16 protein-coding genes are annotated in these 22,028 nt (G+C 72.1%); 4 read left to right on the forward strand and 12 right to left on the reverse strand.

Features of this window, described 5'->3' with window-relative positions; genetic code table 11:
• Positions 1 to 124: 124 nt before the first annotated feature.
• The 3 genes from ABH920_RS08400 to ABH920_RS08410 all read left to right on the forward strand — a co-directional run bounded on the left by ABH920_RS08400 (position 125) and on the right by ABH920_RS08410 (position 5,798).
• Positions 125 to 2,821 carry a CHAT domain-containing protein gene (locus tag ABH920_RS08400; RefSeq protein WP_370348303.1) on the forward strand — a complete coding sequence of 899 codons (2,697 nt, stop codon included), beginning with the start codon at positions 125 to 127 and terminating at the stop codon, positions 2,819 to 2,821.
• A 13-nt stretch (positions 2,822 to 2,834) separates the two neighbouring features.
• Positions 2,835 to 5,099 (forward strand): hypothetical protein, encoded by a 2,265-nt coding sequence (locus tag ABH920_RS08405; RefSeq protein WP_370348304.1) that lies wholly within the window; start codon positions 2,835 to 2,837, stop codon positions 5,097 to 5,099.
• A gap of 72 nt (positions 5,100 to 5,171) precedes the next feature.
• A complete protein-coding gene (locus tag ABH920_RS08410; RefSeq protein WP_370348305.1) occupies positions 5,172 to 5,798 on the forward strand; it encodes a 4Fe-4S single cluster domain-containing protein in 627 nt (208 codons plus the stop codon).
• A 52-nt stretch (positions 5,799 to 5,850) separates the two neighbouring features.
• On the opposite strand, the gene ABH920_RS08415 is transcribed toward ABH920_RS08410, so the two are convergent.
• The 10 genes from ABH920_RS08415 to ABH920_RS08460 form a co-directional block, all read right to left on the reverse strand.
• Positions 5,851 to 7,470, reverse strand: a complete 1,620-nt coding sequence (locus ABH920_RS08415; RefSeq protein ID WP_370348306.1) for a hypothetical protein — start codon at positions 7,468 to 7,470, stop codon at positions 5,851 to 5,853.
• A gap of 6 nt (positions 7,471 to 7,476) precedes the next feature.
• Positions 7,477 to 9,894: a GTPase-associated protein 1-related protein gene (locus tag ABH920_RS08420; protein WP_370348307.1), complete on the reverse strand. Its 2,418-nt coding sequence runs from the start codon at positions 9,892 to 9,894 to the stop codon at positions 7,477 to 7,479.
• 1 nt (position 9,895) lies between these two features.
• On the reverse strand, positions 9,896 to 11,116 hold the full coding sequence (locus ABH920_RS08425) for a hypothetical protein (protein WP_370348308.1): 1,221 nt from the start codon (positions 11,114 to 11,116) through the stop codon (positions 9,896 to 9,898).
• Positions 11,117 to 11,118: 2 nt separating this feature from the next.
• Positions 11,119 to 12,822 carry a hypothetical protein gene (locus tag ABH920_RS08430; RefSeq protein ID WP_370348309.1) on the reverse strand — a complete coding sequence of 568 codons (1,704 nt, stop codon included), beginning with the start codon at positions 12,820 to 12,822 and terminating at the stop codon, positions 11,119 to 11,121.
• Positions 12,819 to 14,954, reverse strand: a complete 2,136-nt coding sequence (locus ABH920_RS08435; protein ID WP_370348310.1) for an AAA family ATPase — start codon at positions 14,952 to 14,954, stop codon at positions 12,819 to 12,821. The genes ABH920_RS08430 and ABH920_RS08435 overlap by 4 nt, the downstream gene beginning before the upstream one ends.
• 3 nt (positions 14,955 to 14,957) lie before the next feature.
• The gene (locus tag ABH920_RS08440) at positions 14,958 to 16,319 is read right to left on the reverse strand and encodes a hypothetical protein (protein WP_370348311.1); all 1,362 of its coding nucleotides are present in this window, start codon (positions 16,317 to 16,319) and stop codon (positions 14,958 to 14,960) included.
• Positions 16,320 to 16,414: 95 nt separating this feature from the next.
• Positions 16,415 to 17,467, reverse strand: a complete 1,053-nt coding sequence (locus ABH920_RS08445) for a hypothetical protein (protein WP_370348312.1) — start codon at positions 17,465 to 17,467, stop codon at positions 16,415 to 16,417.
• Between the two features lie 2 nt (positions 17,468 to 17,469).
• Entirely contained in the window at positions 17,470 to 18,366 is an 897-nt protein-coding gene (locus ABH920_RS08450) for a protein phosphatase 2C domain-containing protein (protein WP_370348313.1), read from the reverse strand.
• On the reverse strand, positions 18,363 to 19,073 hold the full coding sequence (locus ABH920_RS08455) for a hypothetical protein (RefSeq protein ID WP_370348314.1): 711 nt from the start codon (positions 19,071 to 19,073) through the stop codon (positions 18,363 to 18,365). The genes ABH920_RS08450 and ABH920_RS08455 overlap by 4 nt, the downstream gene beginning before the upstream one ends.
• Positions 19,070 to 19,327, reverse strand: coding sequence for a hypothetical protein (locus tag ABH920_RS08460; protein ID WP_370348315.1), 258 nt, complete (start codon positions 19,325 to 19,327; stop codon positions 19,070 to 19,072). The genes ABH920_RS08455 and ABH920_RS08460 overlap by 4 nt, the downstream gene beginning before the upstream one ends.
• Positions 19,328 to 19,455: 128 nt before the next feature.
• Here ABH920_RS08460 and ABH920_RS08465 point away from each other — a divergent pair, with 128 nt between their 5' ends.
• The gene (locus tag ABH920_RS08465) at positions 19,456 to 20,829 is read left to right on the forward strand and encodes an aspartate aminotransferase family protein (protein ID WP_370348316.1); all 1,374 of its coding nucleotides are present in this window, start codon (positions 19,456 to 19,458) and stop codon (positions 20,827 to 20,829) included.
• Between the two features lie 48 nt (positions 20,830 to 20,877).
• On the opposite strand, the gene ABH920_RS08470 is transcribed toward ABH920_RS08465, so the two are convergent.
• Together ABH920_RS08470 and ABH920_RS08475 are read right to left on the reverse strand one after the other, a co-directional pair.
• Complete coding sequence (locus ABH920_RS08470; protein ID WP_370348317.1) at positions 20,878 to 21,519, reverse strand: Clp protease N-terminal domain-containing protein; 642 nt, start codon at positions 21,517 to 21,519, stop codon at positions 20,878 to 20,880.
• Positions 21,519 to 21,767, reverse strand: a complete 249-nt coding sequence (locus ABH920_RS08475; protein ID WP_370348318.1) for a helix-turn-helix domain-containing protein — start codon at positions 21,765 to 21,767, stop codon at positions 21,519 to 21,521. Before ABH920_RS08475 ends, ABH920_RS08470 begins: the two co-directional genes overlap by 1 nt.
• Positions 21,768 to 22,028: the final 261 nt, after the last annotated feature.

Raw genomic sequence — 22,028 nt, forward strand, 5'->3', positions numbered from 1 at the left:
GACCGGACCGCCGCGTGTTCCGGTGCGGTCGATCAGGGTTCGACGATAATGGGACGCCCGCGCACCGGACCCGCACGCCGCACCGGACCGCCCGATCCGTCAGATGGCCCACAGGAGGTGCGTTATGTCGATCGATCCGGACAGATACCTGGTCTACGCGGCCATCGCCGGCGAGGGTGACTGGAACCTGGCGGTGGAGGCGCTGCACCGGCTCGGCGGGGACGCCGGGGACACCGGCATGCGAGCGCGGCTGGCGGTCAAGCTGATGGCGCTGCAGCTCGGTCAGGGACTCGACCCGGCCACGATGCTGGCGCGCGGCGGGGCCCAGGCCGCGCAGCTCGAGCGACTGCTGGTCATCGCCGACCAGGACCCGCCCCGGGACCCGGGCTGGCCGCGGCTGCGGATCATGGCGCGCCTGAACATCCTGATGGCCGCGGTGTCAGGGGACTCGCATCTGCCGCCGGCCCAGGCCCTGGCCGAACTCGAGGAGCTGGCGGCCTCCGCCGGTGCCGACGACCCGATGATGGCCAAGCTGCTCGACGTCGCGCGCCAGATGCTGTCGGCCTCGGTCTCCTTCGAAGAGGGCGACGCCTCGATGCCGAACCGGCTTGTCGAGAACGCGCAGGCGTTCCGCGACTTCCTTCCCGGCAACAGCGAAGCGGCGCTGTTGGCCGATCTGATCGCCGGCGCCGCAGAGGTCCAGCGCATCCAGCAGTCCGGTGGCGATCCCGTGCCCGCCATCCAGAGATTCCAAGCGATGGTCGCGCAGCTTCCGCCGGAGCACCCGATCCGCAAGGGCCTGCAGGAATCGATGGCCGCGATGGACCCGCTCAAGGCGATGCTCGACGACGCGCGGGGAGCCACCCCGCAGTCGACCGAGGCGAACTTCGCGGCCGCCGAGGAACTCGCCGCGCGGACCGACGCCGAGCCGTCCATCCGCGCCCTGCGCCACGCGACGGCCGGCGGCTTGGCGCTGCGCGGGTGGGAGGAGACCGACGTCGACCGGGTCGGCGCCGGCGTCGAGCACTACCGGATGGCCGTGGAACTGTCGCCGAACCCGACCGGGGAGCGAATAGCCCACCTCGGCGGCTACGCCATGGCGCTGATCCGGCGCAACGAGCTGACCAACTCCGTGAGCGACCTGGACATCGCCCACGAAACCCTGACCGAGGCCCGGGCCCTGGCCGGCGGCCCCCGGCATCCGCAGTGGTCGCACATCAACGACATGTTCACCCGGATCCAGCGGCGCCTCGGAGACACCGCGGCCGGACAGGGCGCCCTGGACTCGCTGCGCGGCACCGCGTGGCAGGTGCTGCTGCAGGACGGCGTCAGCGCGGCGAAGAGCGCCGCGAGCGACGCCGCGGAGTTCGCGGCCAACGCGGCCCGGATGTGCCTGCAGGAGGGCAAGGTCAGCGACGCCGTCCAGTCCCTGGACGGGGGCCGCGGCCTGATGCTGTTCGCCGCGACCGAGTTCCGGGACGTGACGGGGCGTCTGCAGGAGGCCGGGCGGCCCGATCTGGCCGAGCGCTGGAGCGCGGCCACCGCCGAGGGCGCGCCGGAGCTGATGCCGGCCGGCCTGCGCGGCGAGGTCCTGCGGGCGCTGGACCAGGACGCGCGCGTGCTCGATCCGCCGAGCGTCGCCGAGATCCGGTACGCGCTGCACGATCTGGACGCCGACGCCCTGGTCTACCTCCTGCAGGCGGCGGGCAGCCAGCCCGGCTGGGCGGTCGTGGTGCCGGCACAAGGCGCGCTCACCGCGCTGAGTCTGGCGAACCTGCAGGTCGGGCCGAACACCGACGCCGAGCGGTACCTGACGTCCCTGGCGACCCGCGATCTCAAGCCGGAGGCCCGCGAGCCCGAGGACTCGGACAGCGTGGACAAGCTGTGCGACTGGGCATGGCGGGCGGCCATGGGGCCGATCATCGAGCAGTTCCTGCCGACCCTGCCGGCCCCGGAGAACGGCCGGCCGCATCGGCTGGTGCTGGTGCCGATGGGCCAGCTCGCGCTGGTCCCGTGGCAGGCGGCACGCAGCCGCGACGGCCGCTACGCGCTGGAGTTCGCGGCCTTCTCCCAGGCCGCCTCGGCGCGCATGCTGTGCCGGTCGGCGGACGCCGAGCCGGTCCGCACGCTGCCGGTCGGGCTCGTCGTCGGCGACCCGGACACCGCCGGGGAGGCCGCGCCGCTGCCCGCGGCGCGCCTGGAGGCGTTCGCCGTCCACCAGACCTTCTACCGGGCCGGCCGCTACGTCGGCCGGCGCGCCGACGGCAAGCCGAGTCCGGCCGGCGCCGGGACCGCGCAGGAGGTCCGCGACTGGCTCGCGGCCACCCGCCCCGGCGCGGTCCTGCACCTGGCCTGCCATGGCGTCATCGACTCCGTCGCGCAAGAGGCCACCTCGTATCTGATGCTGGCCGACAACAGCCGGGTGACGGCCCAGGAGATCATCGAGCTGATGGGGCGCGGCCCGGACAGCGGCATCGGGCTGGCGGTCCTGGCGGCCTGCCGGACCGGCCGGTCGATCCACGGCTACGACGAGGCCTACAGCCTGGGCACGGCGTTCCTGGCCGGCGGCGTCCGCTCGGTGCTCTCCACGCTGTGGGCGGTGCCGGACGAGGAAACCTCGGTGCTGATGTTCATGTTCCACCACTATCTGAGGACTGATTCGCCGGCTCCGTGGGAAGCGCTGCACAAGGCCCAGTTGTGGATGCTCGACCCCGGACGGCAGCTGCCGGAGTCGATGCCGGGGCCGCTGCGGAAGCGCTACGACGCCGTCCGCGCGGCCGGGGTCGAGGCCTGGGCCGGTTTCGTGCACTGGGGAAAGTGAGGAGGAGACTGCGTTGGACAACGAGATCACCCGCCTCGAGACGGAACTGGCGGGGCTGACGGGCAGTGCCCGAGCCCAGACGCTGCTGCGGCTGGGGCAGGCGCACTGGATGCGGTACTGGCGCACCGGGATCGGCTCCGGGGTCGGGCTCCCCCATCTGGACCGGACGATCACCGCCATGGACGAGGCGCTGGGGTACCTCGAACCCGGGGACGTGCTCCGCGTCCAGGCCGTCTCGATGGTCGGGGTCTTCCGCTGCATACGGCACTCCGTCCACAACGGCCCGACCGCCGACCGCGACGCGGGCATCCCGCTGATCGAGGAGGCGCTGGCGGCCGGGCCCGGCGTCCTGCCACCCGCCTCGGCCGACTTCGCGCGCGTCACCCTCGGCGAGGCCTACCTGCGGCGCTCCATGCAGATCATGCAGACGCAAGACGCGATGATGGCGGTGATGAGCCGCGGTATGCCCCCCGGCACGATCGCGGACATGGAGCGCGCGATCGAGATCCTGCGGGAGGTGACGAACAACTCCACGGCCCCGCAGATGACGCAGATGGCCGCGAAGATGCTGCGCATGGCCGAGACGATGCACCGGATCTTCACGGCGTTCGGCTCGCCGAACCTGAGCACGCAGGTTCAAGCGATGATGGGCTCCATGGCCGAGATACAGGAGCTCGTCCGGGAGCTCGAAACGGACGGGTTCGGGATGGGTAGCCACATCACGAACGCTTCGGTCCTCGACACCGAGTGGACGCAGTACGTCGACACCACGGACATTCCCAGCGCCATGTTCCGGGAGGCGGGATCTGACGCGGGTGGGGATGAGCCGAAGCGGCCTGAGTCCGCGCAGCCCAAGCCGGCGCAGCCTCAGGCAAAGCAGCCTGAGCCACAGCCGCCGGAGCCGAAACGGCCTCAGCCGGAGCGGCCTGAGTCTGAGCGGCCTGAGTCTGAGCGGCCTGAGTCGGGGGCGTCCGAGCAGCCGGAACAGCGGGAGCGGCCCGAGCGCGCACGATTCTCGGTGGACGCCGAAGCGATACGGGCCGATCTGCGCACCCTGATAGGCGCCGCGAGCGCCGGCGACGCCGTGTTCGCGGTCGCCGCCGACCTGCTCCGGGCCGCCGAGCCCCCGGCGTGGGTCGACGAGTTCGTCGCCTCGGCGGCCGGGGTCGTGCACAGCGTGGAGGCGCCGTCCGGGACCGACCACTTCCTGCTGGCGGTCGCGCTGCACCTGCGGTCGCGCCGGGACGGGGACGACGACGGTTGGGGCGACGGCTCCGGTGGCGCCGACGCGGCGGTCAACGGCGATGCGCAGGCGGCCGTCGCGAGCCTCCTGACCGCCGCGCAGACCGTGCCCGACGAGGATCCGGACGCCATCCCGACGCTGGTCCAGTTGGCGCAGCTGTCCCCCGACGGCGCGCTGAAAGCGCTCGGCTCCCGGCTCGGCGGTCTCACGACTCTGCTTCAGTCCGTCGGCGCGGAGGCGGTGGAGCTGCCGGAGCCGACGGATTCGCTGCGCTGGAACGCTGTCGAGAACCGGTTCGAGCCCGCCGCCGAGCCTTGCGAGGCTCGGACGCTGGTGGTCGTCGACGGCGGCTCCCTGCGGGAGTCCAAGCCGTCGGCGTCCGAAGACGACGTGACGGTCTCCTACGTCGCGTCGCTGTCACAACTCAGAACCCTGTCGCGGCGCAAGGTCCGTCCGGTCGCGCAGGAGCCCGTCTTCGTCGCGAACCCGCGCGGCGACCGGATGCCGGCCGCAGTGGAGACGATGCTGCTGCGGCGCAGCTTCTATCCGCACTCCGTCGGGCTCGGCGGCCTCATCGAGGCCGCGGACGGCGCGGGGACGGCGAAGGAGGTGCGGGCCCGGCTGGAGGCCTCGGTGCTGCACCTGGCGTGCGGGGTGACGGAGTCCGGCGCGTTGGAGCTGGCCGACTCCACCGAACTGGACCTGACCGACGTCGAGGTGGAACACGGCGGGGTGACGGTCCTGCCGCCGGATCACTTCCAGCCGTTGGCGGACATCCTGCTCGCAGCAGGGTTCACCGGGGTCGTCGGGTGGCGGCGGCCGGTGCCGGAGGACTTCGGCGCGGTGGCCTATTTCCTGCTGCACACGGAGCTGGCCGACGTCGGTCGCGCGCCGGCGGCGGCGGTTCGTGCGGTCCGCGAACAGCTGCGCGCGCCTGATCTCGGCGCGCTGCCGCCGTTGCTGGCGTCGCGGTTCGAGGCGGCGGGTGGTGCGGCCGGGGATGACTGGACGGCGTTGGTGTACCGGGGTCGGTGACGCGGCTCTCCGTCAGAAGTCCCACACACGAAGCCAGTGCATCGAGTCGCCGTGGAACCCCGGAGGTCTGCCGTGAGCGGAACCGAACTGTCCATCAGCCGCTTCGCCAGTCCGGTCCGCACGCTCGGGCCCGGGGTCCGCGCGGTGGTGTGGGTCCGGGGCTGCCCGTTGCGGTGTCCGGGGTGCATCGCGATCGAGGACCTGGACTTCGACGGCGGGATCCGGACCACGGTCGGGGTGCTGGCCGAGCAGATCAGTGCCCTGCCGGCGGAGGTCACCGGCGTCACCTTCTCCGGGGGTGAGCCGATGGCGCAGGCCGCGGCGCTGGCCGAGGTGGTGGACGTGATCCGAGCCGGGCGCGACTGGTCGGTGATGGCCTACAGCGGATTCACGCTCGAGCACCTGACCCGGCACGGCGACACCGGCCAGCAGGCGCTGCTGGACCGGCTCGACATCCTCGTCGACGGGCCGTACGTGCGGGACCGGCATGCCGACCTGGCGTGGCGCGGCTCGGACAACCAGCGGGTGCGCCTGCTCAGCGGTCGGCACGTGCTGCCCGATCCCGACACCTCCGCCGGGATCGAGTTCCACGTCGAGGCGGACTCCGTGACGTTCGTCGGGGTGCCGCCGGTCCCGGGGTTCCGGCAGTCCTTCGAGGACGCGGTTTCTCGCGAGGGTGTGGTCCTGAGTCCGGAGTAGCGGGCCGGCCGACCTCGCATGCGCCGCACCGGACGGAACCCGCGCCGCGTCCTCACGGCGCGCTGGGTTCGGCCCGCGGCCGCGCCGTCGTCAGCTTCCTGAGTTGCCGGGGCAGCCGCTCGCCACCCAACAGCCACGAGCTGAGGTTGGCGATCGTGGGATCGACCTCGCCATCGGCGGTGAGGACAGCGGCCGTGAAGGAGAACCGGACCTCGCCGAACTCGTGCCGCATCGACCGGACCAGGTTGCCCAGGCCCAGTTCCTCGGTCAGCCAGCGCTCGCACGCCGCCGAGTCCGAGGTCCGGGGCGGGGCCGTGCCGAGCCCGTCGAAGAGGTCGAACTTGCTCACCGCCACGGCCAGCCGGGTCCGCTTGGCCGGCGCACCCATCTGGATCAGGGTCTGCACGGCCTGGTCGAACACCAGGCCCGGCGGCTCCTTCGAGGCCAGCGACCAGTCCAGCGTGTCGCGGGCCTGGGGCCGCAGCGTCTCTCGGAACGCCGGCACCGACAGCGGGTCCAGCACGAACAGCAGCGAGCGCGCCGCGCGGAAGTACTCCAGCTCGTCGGTCCGGTCCACGGTGGTGAACCGCTCGCCGGCCGCGTCGAAGAGGTGGATGAGGCGCTCGGAGCGGCCGCTGCCGAGGTAGATGGACCGGGCCCGCGGCAGTTCCGGCCCGGTGCCGGTGACGTGCCCGGCCTCCTGCAGGATCTCCGTGAGCACGCGGTAGGCGCGGCTGGTCTCGTCGTCGGCGAGCCGGGCCGGGATCCGGTCGCGCTCGGCCTCGCGCATCAGCCGCATCATGATGGCCGCCATCAGCTGGGTCTTGCCCGCGGCCCGCGCGCCGAACAGCGGCACGATCTGCTCGCGGCGGCGGCCGGTCTCCTCACTCATGGCCCTCCCACACTCCGGTTCGGGACAGAACGCCGGCAGCTGGTGGCTCCCGAGGAGCAGCAGCGTCGGCAGCCGGGCGCCGCACGCGCAGCGCCGGCGCAGCACGCCGTAGCGGCCGGGACGCACGTCCCGGTGACGGCGTGAACAGTCGGGGGCCTCGCAGCTGTACGAGGGGTAGTCGATCTTCCGGTAGCAGTGCGGGCACGTCATGCCCCTGATCCCCTTGGCCGCCGACGCCGCGGTGTCGGCACCGCGGAGCACGCCGATCGCGGCCCGGCTGACCAGCTGCGCGATACCGATCGTGAGCACGTGCAGGAGCGCGACCACGGCCAGCAGGACCGCGGCACCGAACCCGCCGACGACCAGCCCGACCCACAGCGCCAGGCCGACCGGCCGGGCGATCAGCGGCGAGAACCCCGGGCTGGTGATGAAGCGCCCCGTGATCGCCGCGCCGCTGTCCTGGAAGAGCGTGATGCCGTCGGCCTGTCCCCGTCTGAGGATCCGCCGCAGATCGAACATCGCCGGTCCGAAGAAGTACTGCCGGTAGGCCTGCTCCGGTTCCCGCTCCGGCGGGAACCCCCGCGGGTCGCGCTGCGCCGGGTCCGGGTTGGACATCGTCCGGATCAGGATCCGGACATACCCGACGACGGCCGCGCCGACGAACACCGCCGCCGTGCCGAGGACGACGAACGGCCCGACGACGACCGCGAAGAAGATCAGGGCGAGGCAGTACAGCGCGATGCCCGCCACAATCACGGCGAAGAAGAACAGTTCCTCCACTTTCCGTCACCCCCCTCGGCGGAAGCCGCCGCCGAACCGCTGCTTCCGGTACTTGGTCTCGAAACCGTGGAACTCCTCGGCCAGCAGCGGATCGCCGGTCTCCACGAGGTGCCGCAGCTCGTCCCATTCGGCCTTCCTTAGACCCCTGACGATGTCCACGAGCGGCGCGAGCATCGCGGCGCGGGCGCCGTCCTCATACATGTTCGCGAAGCGGAGGTAGACCCCCGCGATGCGCTTGAGATCCGCCGTGTTCCGATCGCCGCGACCGGTCCTGAGGCGTGCGAGGTAGTCGTGCACGATGTTCGGCGGGATCCGTTCCAGCACCTTGCGAACCTGCACGGGCTCCCATTCGCTGCGTATGAGATGCCACAACAGGTAGCGCCGCGCGATCAGCGCGATCACCCGGCTGTTCGACGAGACGCCCTGGACGACCTGCCCCAGCTGCTCGAAGTTCTTGACCGCGCGACAGACGTTGACGAACTGGTGCGCCTCGTCGAGCGGGGCGCGCGACTTGGTCAGGCGCCCTCCCGCCGGAGAGGCCAGCAGGTCACGGCTGATCTGCAGGTACCACTCCAGGTCGACGTCCTCGGAGGCGGTCTTGAGCGTGTCCAGGAACCAGATGGCGACCTCGTCGTCGTCCAGCCGGCTCACCGGCACCTTCGCGGCGATGGCGCACATGTCCTTCTTGGACCACTGCCAGGTCTGCCACAGCCGCTTGAGCAGCGCCGGATCCGGCAGCTCCTGCCCGCGCCGCTTCAGGATCCGCAGCAGCACCTCCACCCGGAACGCGGCCTGCCGCCGGGCTCGGGCGATCAGCACCGACTCCCGGAGCTCCCGGTACTCCTTCAGGTCGTCGTCGAAGTCCGCGCCCGCCAGGAACTCCCCTGTCGGACCGTCGAGAAGCTGGTCCGCTTCCTCCGGCTGTTTGCCGACCAGGGTCGCCAGCTCCGCGACGAAGCCCCGGCGGATCGCCGGCCACTCCCGGAGTGCGGTGTGCAGGGATCCCGGGGCGGCGGCCTGCTTTCCGCCGGCCGCCGCGGACACCAGGGCGCGTTTGCCGAACCCGAACAGGAACACCTGGTCCAGCTCCGGCTCCAGACCGGCCCGCCGGGCCCAGTGCAGCAGCCGCAGCGCTTCGACCGGCGGGCAGGCGTCGAGCAGTTCGCGCAGCCGGGCCGCCGCGCGCCGCCGGATCGTCGGCGACTCGATGCGGATCGCGGCGGAGTCGTCGGTGTCGTCGGTGTCGGCGGTGTCGGCGGCGCGGACCCGGGCCAGCTCGGTGTCGATCTGCTCGAACCGGATCTCGTCGCACAGCGCCTGGTCGCCGCCGCGCCGGGCCAGCTCCACCAGCGCCGGGAGGTGGTGGTCGCGGCGCGCGGGCTGGTCGTGCAGGACCATGGCCAGCTCGGCCAGCGCCGCCGGGGCCAGCGCGGCGTCGGTCGCCCACGCCACCGCGCGGTCGGCCTCGGCGACGGTGAGCTGGACCCGGCCCAGCGCCGCCGCCGCCGCGACCGGGCCGAACCAGGCGTCCAGGCTGAAGCTGTCGGGGGCGGCGAGGGTGCCGGCGGTCTGCCACAGCGCCCGCGCCTTCGACACCCCTACCCGGACCGCCAGCTCCGCCAGCGGATGGACCGCGACCTCCGCGACGCTCCCGGCGGTCATGTCGAAGACCACGAACGAGTCGATGACGTCCAGCGGCAGCTCGGCGACCGTCTCGGGGACCGTGCCGATCAGATGGAGGCGGCTGGCCGTCGGGTCCGCGCGGTAGGTCGCGAACGCCAGCGACGCCCCGGCGCGCGGCGGCAGCAGGTACGACACGGCCGCGATCCACTGCGCCGCGCGGTCGGAGTCCGACTCGACGAGCAGCACCGGCCGGGCCCGGCCTTCCACCGCCGCCGCGGCCGCCGACACCAGCGCCGACAGCGCCGCGTCCAAGCGGTCGCCGAGCAGATGGCCGGCCAGGAAATCACGGGCCGAGGCCGGACTCACCCGGCCGCGCGGCAGCTGCCCGGAGAAGCGCGGCAGCACGGTGCCGTCGGCCTGGCCCGCGGCCCACACCGGCGCGCGCCACAGCTCGATCGGCAGCAGCGGCCCGAGGGCTTCGGTGAGGTCGTCGATCGAGTCGGCGGCGAAGGCGTGCGCGAAGTAGTTGCCGAAGCGCTTGGAGAAGTCCTGGCCGACGTACTCGACGTTGGCCAGGAGCGTGGGCGTGCCGGGCCGGAAGCACAGGTTCACCGGGCATCGCGCGAGCTCGTCGGCCTCGGCCGGGAACATCTGCGAGCGCGGCGGTTTGTAAGCGATCTGCGACAGCACCTCGCGTTGGGTCTCGGCCGAGGCCCCGGGGCTCACCGCGTTGAACTGGTAGCCCGCGAAACCGGTCAGCCCCTGTTCGCAGGAGGTGTAGTAGAGCTGTTCGAGGGCCACGTCACCCGCTTCCCTCGCGGCCGACGGCGCCGAACTCGCTCAGCAGCCAGATGAACGGGTCCGCCACGCGGTAGGGCTGGATGCCGGTCGCGGCCACTTCGGCGTTCTGCGTCGGGTTGGCGCCGAGCGCGGACACGCCGAAGTAGCGGTAGCGCCGGTAGGTGTTGCGCATCAGCTGGTCGATCTGGACCCCGTCCCAGTCCCGCAGCAGGCTCGTCATCTCGGTGTGGACGTCGAGGCTGTCGGCGACGTCGAACTTCTCCCCGGCCGGCGGCTCGACGGTCAGCGGGCTACCGCGCCGCAGGCGGTGCCGGAAGACGTCCATCTTGGGGAACACGACCGCGACCGGGACGTCGATCCGGCCCTTCCTGGCCGCTCCGGGCTGGGACAGGAGCATGTCGGTGATGCGGGTCAGGACGCCGACCGAGGTGTCGTACTGCGCGCTGGGCATCCGGGTGCCGGGCGCGGCCTCGAGCCGGGCGCCGGGCATCTGGAGCGGATCGACGAGCAGCAGGACGCCGTCGGCGTTGGCCAGGTAGCGGGTGTTGAGGTCGACGCTGTCCTGCGAGGTGAGGTCTTCGCCGGCGGCGTCGAAGAAGGACAGCAGCGTGTGCACGGGGCCCCGGCGCAGCGGACCCTGCCCGCTGACGCTGAGCCGGAACACCAGCGGGTCCACGCGGTTGTCGTTGGTGCTCGCCGACACGGTGCCGGTCGGCAGCCGGTGGTCCTCGTAGAGGTTGTCCTCGTAGTTGCGGCGGAACCGGCTCAGGGTGTGTTCGTCCCCTGCCATGAGCGAGGCGTCGAGCCGGGCGCCGACGCGGTTCATCACCTCGTGCAGCAGCACCGTCATGTAGACGGTCTTGCCGGACTCCTTGGAACCGACCATCGCGATCAGCAGGTTGTCGACCAGGCCGAACTGGGTCGGGAGCTGGCTGTGGCAGACCGGGCAGACGCGGTAGCGGGTCTCGCTGGTGCAGTCGGGGCAGGACGCGGTGGTCTGGCGGCCGTCGGCGGCGAACACCGGGCCGATCTCGCGGCCGTTGCCGGTGCGCTCCTCCAGGATGCCGTCGGTCTTGGCGACGCAGCGCTGGCCGGTGCGGCCGGTGCGGGTGTTGCAGCGGAAGAGGATGTCCCGGATCGGGAACTGTTCGTAGCAGTAGGGACAGATCAGCTTCTTGGACGGCAGCGCGCCGGACAGCTTGTCGGGCAGTGACATCCTCATGGTCATCCCACCTTCAGCCGGTGCAGCGATTCGGGCAGCAACTCCACCGACGCCTCCGCCGGGTCGGCGGTGAAGCACACGAGCCAGAACGGCCCGCGGTGCCCCGCCAGCGGGAACTGGACGGTCAGCGGCATCCTCGGCGACAGGTGCGCGCCGGCTATGCGGTGCACGACCTCGCCTTCGTGCGCGCCGCGCGGAAGGTAGTGGCCCCGGGCGAGCACGACGTCGATCGCCGGGAACGTGCAGTCGGTGTCGCTGGTCAGCGTCACCTGCCCGGTGCGGCGGCTGCCGCGGCCCTGGACCGCCGGGACGTAGCGGATCGCCGGCGGCAGCGCGGCCAGCCCGACCGAGGAGGGCGGGGCGGGCTCGGGGCTGGAGCCGGGGACCAGGGCCTCGACGGTGAACAGGCTCTCGCTCGCCCCGATCCGCAGCTGGAAGCCGCCTTCGTGCTCGTAGACGCGGCGCGTGCACTCGGTCTCGCCGCGCCGGGCGTCGCCGCCGCGGCCGATCTGCCAGCGGACGACGGAGATGACGCAGTCCGGCGGCCAGATCCAGGTGAGCAGGGCGTGCTCTTCGCGGCGCTCGGCGGTCAGTGCGGCGACCGGCTGCGGGTAGGAGGCGTCGGGGCCGGCGGAGGGCGCGGGGCGGGTCGGAGGGACGTGGCCGGTGGGTGGTGCGGTGGGTGGTGCGGTGAATGGTCCGGAGGGGGTCTGCGGTGGCGGTGAAGGTGGGGTCGGCGGCGTATAGGGAGGCTGAGTTCGGGGCCTGATCTGCTCTTCTGGGGTGGAGACCGGCTGCTGGCGGGCGGGTTCAGGGTCTTCGCGCTCAGGAGTGGTGACGAACGGCAACGGCCTTGGTGCAGGATTCGACGAAGGCGTCCCGGAGGTGTTGACCCGCAGGAATCCGAAGTCCGCGGACCGCGCCGCACCGGCCGCGACCGCCGCCCCGGGCTCGTCGCAGCGGACCGGGATCCCCAGCGCCTCGTGCAGCTGCGCGGCGAGGTCGGGTGTCGCATCGGCTCCGGCGAGCAGGACGGCGTCCAGGTCGTCCAGGACTGCCCCGCCGACCGTCGCCCCGGCCGTACGGACCGCGTCGATCCAGCCCTCGGTGCTGGTGTCGGCGATGTGCGGCACGCGCACGACGTCCACCAGGTACTCGCGCACCCGCAACGCGCAGATCTGCGGTCCGGCCGCGTCCACGATGCAGACCACGAGGTTCTGCGCCAGGCCTTCGCCGATCGCCTCGTAGTGCATGCAGACGGCGATCGGCGCGAGCACCGTGCCCCGGACCGCCAGGCCGGCCTCGTCGGCGGCCCGGCGCTGCGCGGCGATCGGCGCCACGCCGAGGTCGACCGGCGTGGCCAGGACCACGTCGCGCACCGTGCCGCCGGTCGCGGCCCGGGCCCGGTCGGCGAGCTCGGACAGCACCCGGGCCGCGACCCACTCCGGCGAATGCGTGCGCTCGAAGGCCTGCACGTCGGCGTCGAGGACGTCGGCGGACCGGGCCAGCAGGTCGTAGACCGAGGCGATGAAGGGTCCTGACGTACCCGGCGGCGCGGCCAGCGCGGGTTCGCCGACCAGGACCTCGTCCGGACCGGCGAAGCGGACCGCCGGCGGGATCGCCGCCGAGCCCGGCGCGCCGGCTCCGGCCGGGAGCCAGGCTATGCACGCCCGGCTGCGGCCGAGGTCGATGCCGAACACCGTCATACGCCGCTCCCGTCAGGGTTCCAGTCCGCGTTCCAGCCCGCGGTAACGTTCGTGGTGGTCGGGGTGATCGGGGCGGTCGGGGTGATCGGGGTGCCGAGCGGGTCCGCGCCGCCGAGGGTGTCCGCGCCGCCGATCGCGGGCACGGCGCCGATCTCGAACCCGCCGTCCGCGTTCACGCTCACCCGCAGCCGGCTCCCCTCCGCCGGGTTCGTCTCGACGACGTACCCCGCGAGCGCGACGCGCAGACCTTCCAGCTCGTTGCGGATCTGCCGGCCGCCGTACCGGGCGTTCTCCGGCAGCTGCATCCGGGCCAGAATCCACGCGGACAGCCCCGGCCGGTCCAGGTCGAGCACGATCTTGCCGTCCTCCAGCGCCGACTCGGCCAGCTGGTCCAGCAGCCGGTTGGCGATGCCGGTGACGAACTCCGAGCGCAGCAGGTCGAAGACCACGACGCCGGGCTTGAGCCGGCCGAAGATCTCCGGCCGGTGCATGGCCTGGAACGCGGCCTCCACCTCGCGCATGAAGTGCTCCTGGATCCGCTCGAACGGCAGGTCGTCGGCCGCCCCCTGGACCAGGTTCCACATCGCGTCGGCGCCGGTGTTGGAGGTGAAGATGACCAGCGTCTGGGAGAAGTAGGCGGTCTGGCCGCGGCCGTCGGTGAGCCGGCCGTCTTCGACGATCTGCAGGAACTTGTCCAGGACGACCGGATGCGCCTTCTCGATCTCGTCGAAGAGCAGGACGCTGAAGGGCCGTTCCTGAACCCGCCGGGTCAGCTCGCCGCCCTGCTCGTAGCCGACGTATCCGGGCGGCGCACCGGCCAGCCGCTCCGCCGCGTGCTCCTCGCGGTACTCGCTCATGTCGAAGCGCGCGAACGCCGCCTCGTCGCGGAACAGCAGCCGGGTGACGGCCTTGGCCAGCTCGGTCTTGCCGACGCCGGTCGGCCCGACGAAGAAGAACACGCCGCGCGGCCGGGCCATACCGGAGGTGCCGAACTCAATACCCGTGAACGCGGTGTTCAGTGTGTGCGCGACGGCCGTGACCGCCGCCTGCTGGCCGATGACCTGAGCGCCGAGCGCCGTCGCACTGTTGGCGATGACCTCGCGGTTCAGCTTCTCCCAGGGGTTGGTCCGGACGTTGAAACGCAGCTCGTTCAAGAGCTTGGCCGGATGGTCGGCCGGGATGCCGCGCAGCATGGAGGTGCGCACCAGCGCGTCGAGTTCCCAGCCGGTCAGACCGTCGGTGGCGCTGACCAGCGGTTCGAGGTCGGTACCGGCATCGACGCCGTGCAGCCCGGGCCGCAGCTGGTCCAGCCACCACCGCCGCTCTTCCTGGTCCGGCCGATTGACGCGGAGCGGGACGACGCGGGGGTCCTCGGTGTTCAGCCAGACCGGCAGCCGGGCCAGGTTCCCGGTCACGGCGAGCACGGCGTTGCGCCGGAACGGTTCCTTGCCGGCCGCCTGAAGGGGCTGGACGGCGCCGTCCATCGCGGCACGCAACCGCAGATAGCCCTCCGCGCTGGTCGGATCGCCGGTCGGCAACGCGACGTCGAGGTCCTGGAAGACGAACGCGGTGGCCGCCAGCGGGCTGGCCACGACGCGCCGTGCGAGGTCGAGCGCTTCGTTGATGTCGGTGGGCAACGCGGCCCGCGAGCCGCGCGGGGCCAGGACTCGCCGGCCCGCGCGCTCCGAGGCCTCTCGGCGCGAGACGGGGCGCGCGGGCTCTTCGGTATCAGGGTCCTGTTGGTAGGGGTTTTGTGGATTCTGGCTCTGGTGGTTCTCGTCCTCGATGTGCGGCTCGCCGATCGCGCCCACGTCGGCCCGGCCGAGGTTGAGCAACAGCTCCGCGAACCGCTCGTGGTGCCCGGGGCGCGGGAAGGTCATCCCGTCGAGCGGATCCCACCAGACGACGACCTCGGCGCCGGTGATCTCCAGGTATTCGGACACCACGTCCTGGAAGCTGGCGGGCCGTCCCCACAGCCAGTACCGGTCGTTGACCTCGCCGTGCAGGATCACCTGGCGGCCGCGGCGCAGCTCCCAGCCCAGCACGACCGCCCACACCGGCAGTTCTCCGATGGCCCTGGCCGCGACGGCGCCGGCCGAACCGGGCCGTATGTCAGTACTCTGTTCGGTCACCGGCTACGCCCCCCGCCCGCGCTGCTTCGCCTGCTGGGGAGGACTGGCCTGCGTCTTCCCCGGCTTCTTCGCGGGCTTCCCCACCTCCTGGCTCTCGACGACCTCGTCGGAGACCGGCAGTTCCTGCTCGACCGAATCAGGGCCCGGCTGCTTGGGCTGCCCCGACCAGAACAGCTGACCGGCCCGGTAGTCCTCGCTCAGGTTCCCGTGCACCCGGTCCAGCAGGGCGGCGGTGGCGTCGCAGACCCGGTCGGCGGTCACGGTGATCTCGGACTCCTCCGCGACGTCGGGCTCGCCGGCGATGCGGTAGGTCAGGACGGCGCCACCGCCCCCGGGTCCGCTGTCCTCGATGTGGGTCCAGTACACCGCGCCGTTCGAGCGCTGGAAGTTCATCGTCAGGCTGCTGCCGTGGTCCTGGCCGCCGAGGTACAGCAGGCCCTGGCCGGCCATCGCGCCTTTGAGGACGTCGGCCAGCGCCAGCCGCTGCTCGGCGGCCACCGCCAGCTCGTCCAGCCGCGCCTCGGTCTCGGCGGTCCGGCGCTCGAGGTCGTCCAGCAGCGCCGCGGCCCGCGACGCCGGGCCGCCGAGCAGTGCCGCGCGGACCGCGGCGAGTGCCGCGTGCAGCGGTTCGCCGATGTCGTCGGCGGCGAAGCCGACGGCGTCGGACACCGCGGTCTCGACGCGTTCGGTCATGGCGTCCAGGCGGGCTTTCGCCTCGACGCGTTCGCGCTGTTCGGTCCGTTCGCGCTCGGCCGCGTCGGCGGCGGCGAGCAGCGCGCGGTTCACCGCGGCCTCGGCCGTGCCGCGCCGGACGTCGAAGGCGAAGCCGTCGGCCCCGGCGACCGTGCCCTGGAGCCGGTCGAGTTCTTCGCGCGCGCGGCTGATCTGCGTGGCGGCGTCGGCGTCGTGGTTCAGGTCGGCGGCGTTCAGGGCGGCACGCAGCGTGCCGACCACTTCGGTCCGCTTCGCGACGCCTTCGGCGACCGCCATTTGCACCCGCAGATCGGACAGCTCACGCCGCACCTGCCCGGCCTTCTGGACGATGTCGTTCTGCTCGGCCAGCGCGGCGGTGCCGATGCGTCCCGTCAGGGTTCTGATGCGCTCTTCCAGGACGCGCAGGTTGCTCTCGAGACCGGCGCCCACGTTCGCCCGCAGCTCGCCGGCCAGCTCCCGGCACGGCGTGAGCGCGGCGTGCGCCGCCTGCCGCGCCGCGGCGGTCAGCTGCTCGACGCGCTCCCGCTCGCGTTCCTGCCGGCGCCGTTCCTGATCCCGGCGCGCCTGCTCTCGGCGGGCGCGCGCCTGCGCCGCCCGCTCGATCGCCCGCGGGTTGTAGGTCACGACACTGTATTTCGGGGATCCGCTCACGATCCGCCCCCTCCCCATCGACTGACGTCGTCGCGCCGAGATCTTATCTGCGTTCTGATTCGCCTCGTGGACGTTCCGCGTGATCAGAGCGTGGTTCACTGCGGAAAGCAGTCCACACCGATCGCGCGCACATCGCACCAAGGACACCAAGGGATGTCTGACGGATAGCAATGGGTGGCGATGACAGAGCACTGCTTGAGCGCACGTGGGGCGGCGCAGTCGGACAGGGTGTCGAACCATTCCCGGGCGGTCGGCCGTGATCGCGGACCGCCGCTGCCGGGGTCGAAGCAACGCTTCATCAGGTCGCGGACCGGTCGGGGCAGTGCCGACAGCGGAGGGGTGCCCGGCGCGACCCGCACCGACGCCGGATCCAGCAGGCGGGTGCGGCGGCGCGCGGCGTTGTCGTCCAGGCCGCGGTAGTCGCCGTCCGGGCCGACGCCGGCGAAGGGGTGTGCGCCGCACATCAGCAGCTGGTGCACCAGGACGCCGAGGGCGAAGGTGTCGGTGTGCTCGTCCGGCAGTCGGTCGGGCGACGCGGTGAGTTCGGGGGCGATGTAGCCGTCGGAGCGCACGCGGCAGGCGAAGAACGCTTCGCCGTCGGTGAACTGGAAGGAGTCGGCGTCGCTGATCGCGACCCCGCCTTCGGTGTTCAGCCACAGGTTCCCGGCCTTGAGGTCGCCGATGACGTAGTTCTCGGCGTGCAGGTCCGCCACCAGGGCGCTCAGGTCGCGCGCGGCGGCGACGGCGAGCGCCCAGGTGATGCCGGGGAAGGCGGCGTGGCGGGACTGCGGGGAGAAGAAGACGTCGAAGGAGTGGTACCAGGCGGTCAGGTCGGTCATGAGGAAGCCGACGACGCGGCCGTTGCGGGTGGCGATGCGGACCAGCGGCCAGGCGGCGCGCGGTGGTGTTGCGGTTCCGGTTCCGGTTCCGGTTCCGCCGCCGAGGAGTTTCACGGTGCGCGGGGCGCGGCTGTGGCGAACCATGCGGTCCAGCTTGCGGGCGGTCGGCGAGGCGTCGTCGGCGCCGATGATCAGCTTGGCGAGCAGCGGGGATCCGGCGACGCGGAAGACCCCGCCCTGCGCGCCGACACCGACGCGTTCGGTGAGGGTCAGGGCGCGGCCGTCCGCGGTGACGACGTCGATCGGCACGCTTAGCGCTCGCTGGCGGGGGTGGTGTCGGCGGTCAGAGCGGCCGGGGCGGCGTCGGCGGTCAGGGCGGCCGGGGCGGCATCGGCGGTCAGGGCAGTCGGGGCGGCGCCGGCGGTCAGGGCAATCGGGGCAGCGTCGGCGGCCGGGGCGGCCGGGACGATGTCGGCGGTCAGGGCGCAGACCACGGTGATGTCGTCGGCCGAGCGGCCGAGTGCGCCGGTGCGGAGCAGGTCGGCGAGGGCTGCGGAGCCGTTGTCGGCGCGGATCCCGCGGGCGACTTCGTCGAAGAACGCGGGGGCGGGTTGCGGGCCGACGGTGGCGGGGAGTCCGAGCGTGTCGGGACGTTCCAGGGCCAGGGGCATGCAGCCGTCGGTGGCGAGGAGGACCGCGGTCAGGTCGGGGTCCCAGAGAGCGAAGGCGCGGGTCGACGCGGTCGGCGGCAGTACCAGGTGCCAGGCCGCCGGGGAGGTCTGCACCGCGCCGAAGCAGTCGCCGATGGCGATGAAACCGGCCCACGGCCCGTGGAGCACCGCCGCGGCCATGGTGGTCGACAGTTCGGCGGGATCGGAGTCGGGTGTCAGGGCCATGACACAGCGGTCGAGCTCGTCGGTGATCGCTGTGGCCGCCGCGCGTATCCAGTCGGTCCAGATCGCCGCCGACGACGCCGGGTCGGGCACGTCGCGGGCCAGGATCCGGCAGGCGACGTCGACGGCGAGCTGCGCGCCGAGGGCGCTGCGGTGCTGGGAGCCGACGCCGTCGGCCACGGCGATCACGAGCGGGGCGTTGTGGTTTCCGTCCTGCGCCTGGCGTATAAGGAAGGCGTCCTGGGCCGGTCGGCCGCGCGCCACATGAGACGTGCCGGTCTGGGTCCAACCGGCTACCGGGCCCCAGGGCCTCACATCCCGTTCTCCAGGTCCTGGATCTTCTTCAGCTTCTCCAGCAGACCGTAGTCGGCGTCCGGATTGCCGCCGGTGGCGCGCATCTCGACGCTGGCGGTGATGATGTCCACGACGCGTCCGATGTCGAAGTCGCCGACCGCGAAGTGCGACTTCGGCGCCAGCGTCGCGAGCAGGTCCAGGTCGGCGCCGCCGACGCCGACCGCGACGAACCGGCTGCCGTTCGCCTCGGCCACCCGCAGCTCCTTCGCGACCAGCGCGCAGTCGCGTTCGGTCTGGAGCTCGCCGTTGCCGTCGGTGGGCGCGCCGTCGGTGATCAGGCAGACGACCGGGTGGCGGCACAGGACGTTCGCGCTCACCAGGGCACTGCGATGGTCCTCGCCGAGGCGCAGCGCGCGCCAGATCGCGGGCAGCATGACGGAGTGGCCGCCGGCGGTCAGCGGCGGCACCACGACGTCGGCGACCGGGCGGAAGCCGCCGCCGGGCTCCTGGATGCTGGAGGCGAACAGGATGAAGGCGACGTCGACGCGCGCCGAGTGCGCGGGGTCGGCACGCAGGCCGGCGAGGAGCCGGGACAGTGCGTCCTTGAGCTGGACTATGCGGGGCGCGTCCGCCGGGCGGCCCATCGAGGCGGAGGTGTCCAGGACCAGGACCAGGGGGATGCGCTCGTGGTAGCCGTGGCGGGCGAAGGTCGAGGGGTCGGCGGTCATGCGGCCACCAGGCGGGTGGTGTTGGCGGCGGCGTCAACCTCATGGCGGATCTGCACGGTGTCGCCTGGTACGAGCCGCGCTTCGGCAGAGTCCGGGGTGGCGCGGACGGCGAGGCCGTCGATCATCACGAACATCTCCGGGGACGGCACGGTGAGCACGACGCCCGGCATGCCGTCGACCGACGCCCAGACGTCCTGGGGCTCGGTCCCGCGCCGACCGCGTCGCAGACTCCTTCGAAAGGAACCCGGTGTCACGACTCGCACGCTACCGCCTCGTCGCCGGGTTCGGAATAGGATCTTCATTCTTCGCGACGGGAGGGTGCCGTTCGGGGTAAATCGTGTTGAACGTCCGCTAAGGGACTTCCGTGCGCGAAACTCGTGACATGGGATTCGACCTCGCCGAACTACTCGCCGCGCGCCGAGGCGAGGGATACGGGCTGCACGCCAAATACGGCAACCCCCAGCTGGCCCGGATGCTGCGGACCATCGGGTTCGACACCGTCTACGAGCAGGCCGAGGGCGCTTTCCTGGTGGGTGCCGACGGGCAGCGGTACCTGGACTTCCTCAGCGGGTTCGGGGTGTTCGGGCTCGGGCGCTCCCATCCGGTGGTGCGGCAGGCGTTGCATCAGTACCTGGACATGGGCTTCGCGGATCTCGTGCAGTTCGACTGCGCACTGCCGGCCGGGGTGCTGGCCGAGCAGTTGGTGGGCAAGGCGCCGGGGATGGAGCGGGCGTACTTCGCGAACAGCGGGACGGAGGCCGTCGAGACGGCGTTGAAGTTCGCGCGGTGTGCGACCGGCAAGGCGCGGGTGCTGTATGCCGACCACGCGTTCCACGGCCTGACGGCCGGGTCGCTGTCGGTGAACGGGGCCCGGGAGTTCCGGGACGGGTTCGGGCCGCTGCTGCCGGGGGCGGCGGTGGCGTTCGGGGATCTGGGGGCGTTGGAGGCGGAGCTTCGCAAGGGCGATGTGGCGGCCTTCATCGTGGAGCCGATTCAGGGCAAGGGGGTGTTCCTGCCGCCGGCCGGCTATCTGGCGCAGGCTCAGGAGCTGGTGCGGAAGCACAAGGCGTTGTTGATCTGCGACGAGGTGCAGACGGGGCTGGGGCGGACCGGCACGTTCTTCGCGTATGAGAGCGAGGGGCTAGAGCCGGACCTGGTGACGGTCGCCAAGACGCTGTCCGGGGGGTTCGTGCCGGTCGGCGCGATGCTCGGGAAGGAGTGGATCTTCCAGAAGGTCTACTCCTCGATGGACCGGGTGCTGGTGCACGATTCGACGTTCGGGTCGATGGGGATGGCCATGACCGCGGCGCTGGCGACGTTGTCGGTGTTGGAAGACGAGGAGCTGACGGCGAACGCCGCGCGGGCCGGGGACCAGCTGATCACGGGGCTGCGGGAGATGATCGGACGGTATGAGATGCTCGCGGACGTGCGGGGGCGCGGGCTGATGATCGGCATCGAGTTCGGGAAAGCCTCGTCGCTGAAGCTGAAGGCCGGGTGGTCGATGCTGCAGGCGGCGCGCAAGGGGTTGTTCGCGCAGATGATCGTGATGGCGCTGTATCGGCGGCACCGGATTCTGACGCAGGTGTCGGGGGACTACCTGGAGGTGGTGAAGCTGCTGCCGCCGCTGACCATCGGGGAGCGCGAGGTTGAGGAGTTCCTGGCCGCCTTCGCGGACGTCATGGAGGACGCGCACAAGGGGACGGGGATGATGTGGGACTTCGGGAAGACTTTGATGAAGCAGGCCCGGTCCGCTTGAGGGTTCTTACTGGCGGCTTTTCTGCACCGACGGCTTCTCAGTAACTTGTCAAGCCGCCCGCTGGAGCTCTTCCAGGACGAGTTCGCGCAGGTGCTCCAGTCGAACGCCTTCGTCGGTGAGGATGCGGGTGGCCAGGCCTTGGCCTTCGCGGATCAGGCCGAGCAGGATGTGCTCGGTCCCGATGTAGCCGTGCTTCAGCGCCAGGGCTTCGCGGAGCGAGAGTTCCAGGACCTTTTTGGCGCGCGGCGAGAAGGGGATGTGGCCGCGCGGTGAGCCGGTGTTCCGCGTCTGCGATTCCTGACGGTGGCGGAGGCGCCACCAGGCGCGACCCAGGCTTTCGTCGTGCGCGGCACCACTGCCGCCTTCCAGAGCGCCGGGCCCGAACGACTCCTCGACGGCGGCGCGCACCGCGTCGAGATCGATGCCGATCGTGCGCAGCGCCGCGGCGTCCTTCTCGACCAGATCGCGCCCCGGCTCCTGCCGCGCCTGCTCGATCCGCTCGATGTCGGCGAGCACCCGCTCCCGCGTGACCCCGACCCCGGCGAGCACCCGCGTCGCGACGCCGTTGGCACCCTGCACGAGCCCGAGCAGCACATGCTCGGTCCCGATGCGGCGATCCCCCAGAAAGCGCGCCGAGTCCTGCGCGACGACGACAGTCGCCCGCGCCTCACCCGTGAACCGTTCGAACATCACAACTCCCGTCCGGACGCCGGCACAGACGCACCCCGCGCCCGCCCCGCATGCTTCTTGTGCACAGCCTGCTTACTGACGCCGAGCTCATCGGCGATCTCCTGCCACGACCACCCCTTGGCCCGGGCGTGGTGCACCTGGAGCGACTCCAGCGATTCGAGCAACCGGCCCAACGCCGCCACCGCGCGGAGTCCTTCGCGCGGGTCGGTGCTGCCGGCTGCGGCCGCCAGATCTGTTGCTTCGGTCATGGTGTCAATGTAGGTTGACGGGCGCGGAATTGTCAACCGGAGTTGACGGGGTGTGCGGCAGATGGAGCTCGGTGGGCGACGGGGAGAGGCGGGCCGGCGAGGACGCGCGGCTGGCGAGGGGCTGGCTAGTAGCGCCGGCGCGCTGGGTTTCCGGCAGGCAGCGGCGTGCCCGGCAGGTGGCAGGTCGCGAGCGGCGACTGGCGGCAGGCCGGCGGCTGGCGCCTCGGCGCGCTGGAGGGCCAGCGGGCGATCGCAGTTGTG

The organism is Catenulispora sp. EB89 (assembly GCF_041261445.1).
In the GTDB taxonomy this organism is placed as follows: domain Bacteria; phylum Actinomycetota; class Actinomycetes; order Streptomycetales; family Catenulisporaceae; genus Catenulispora.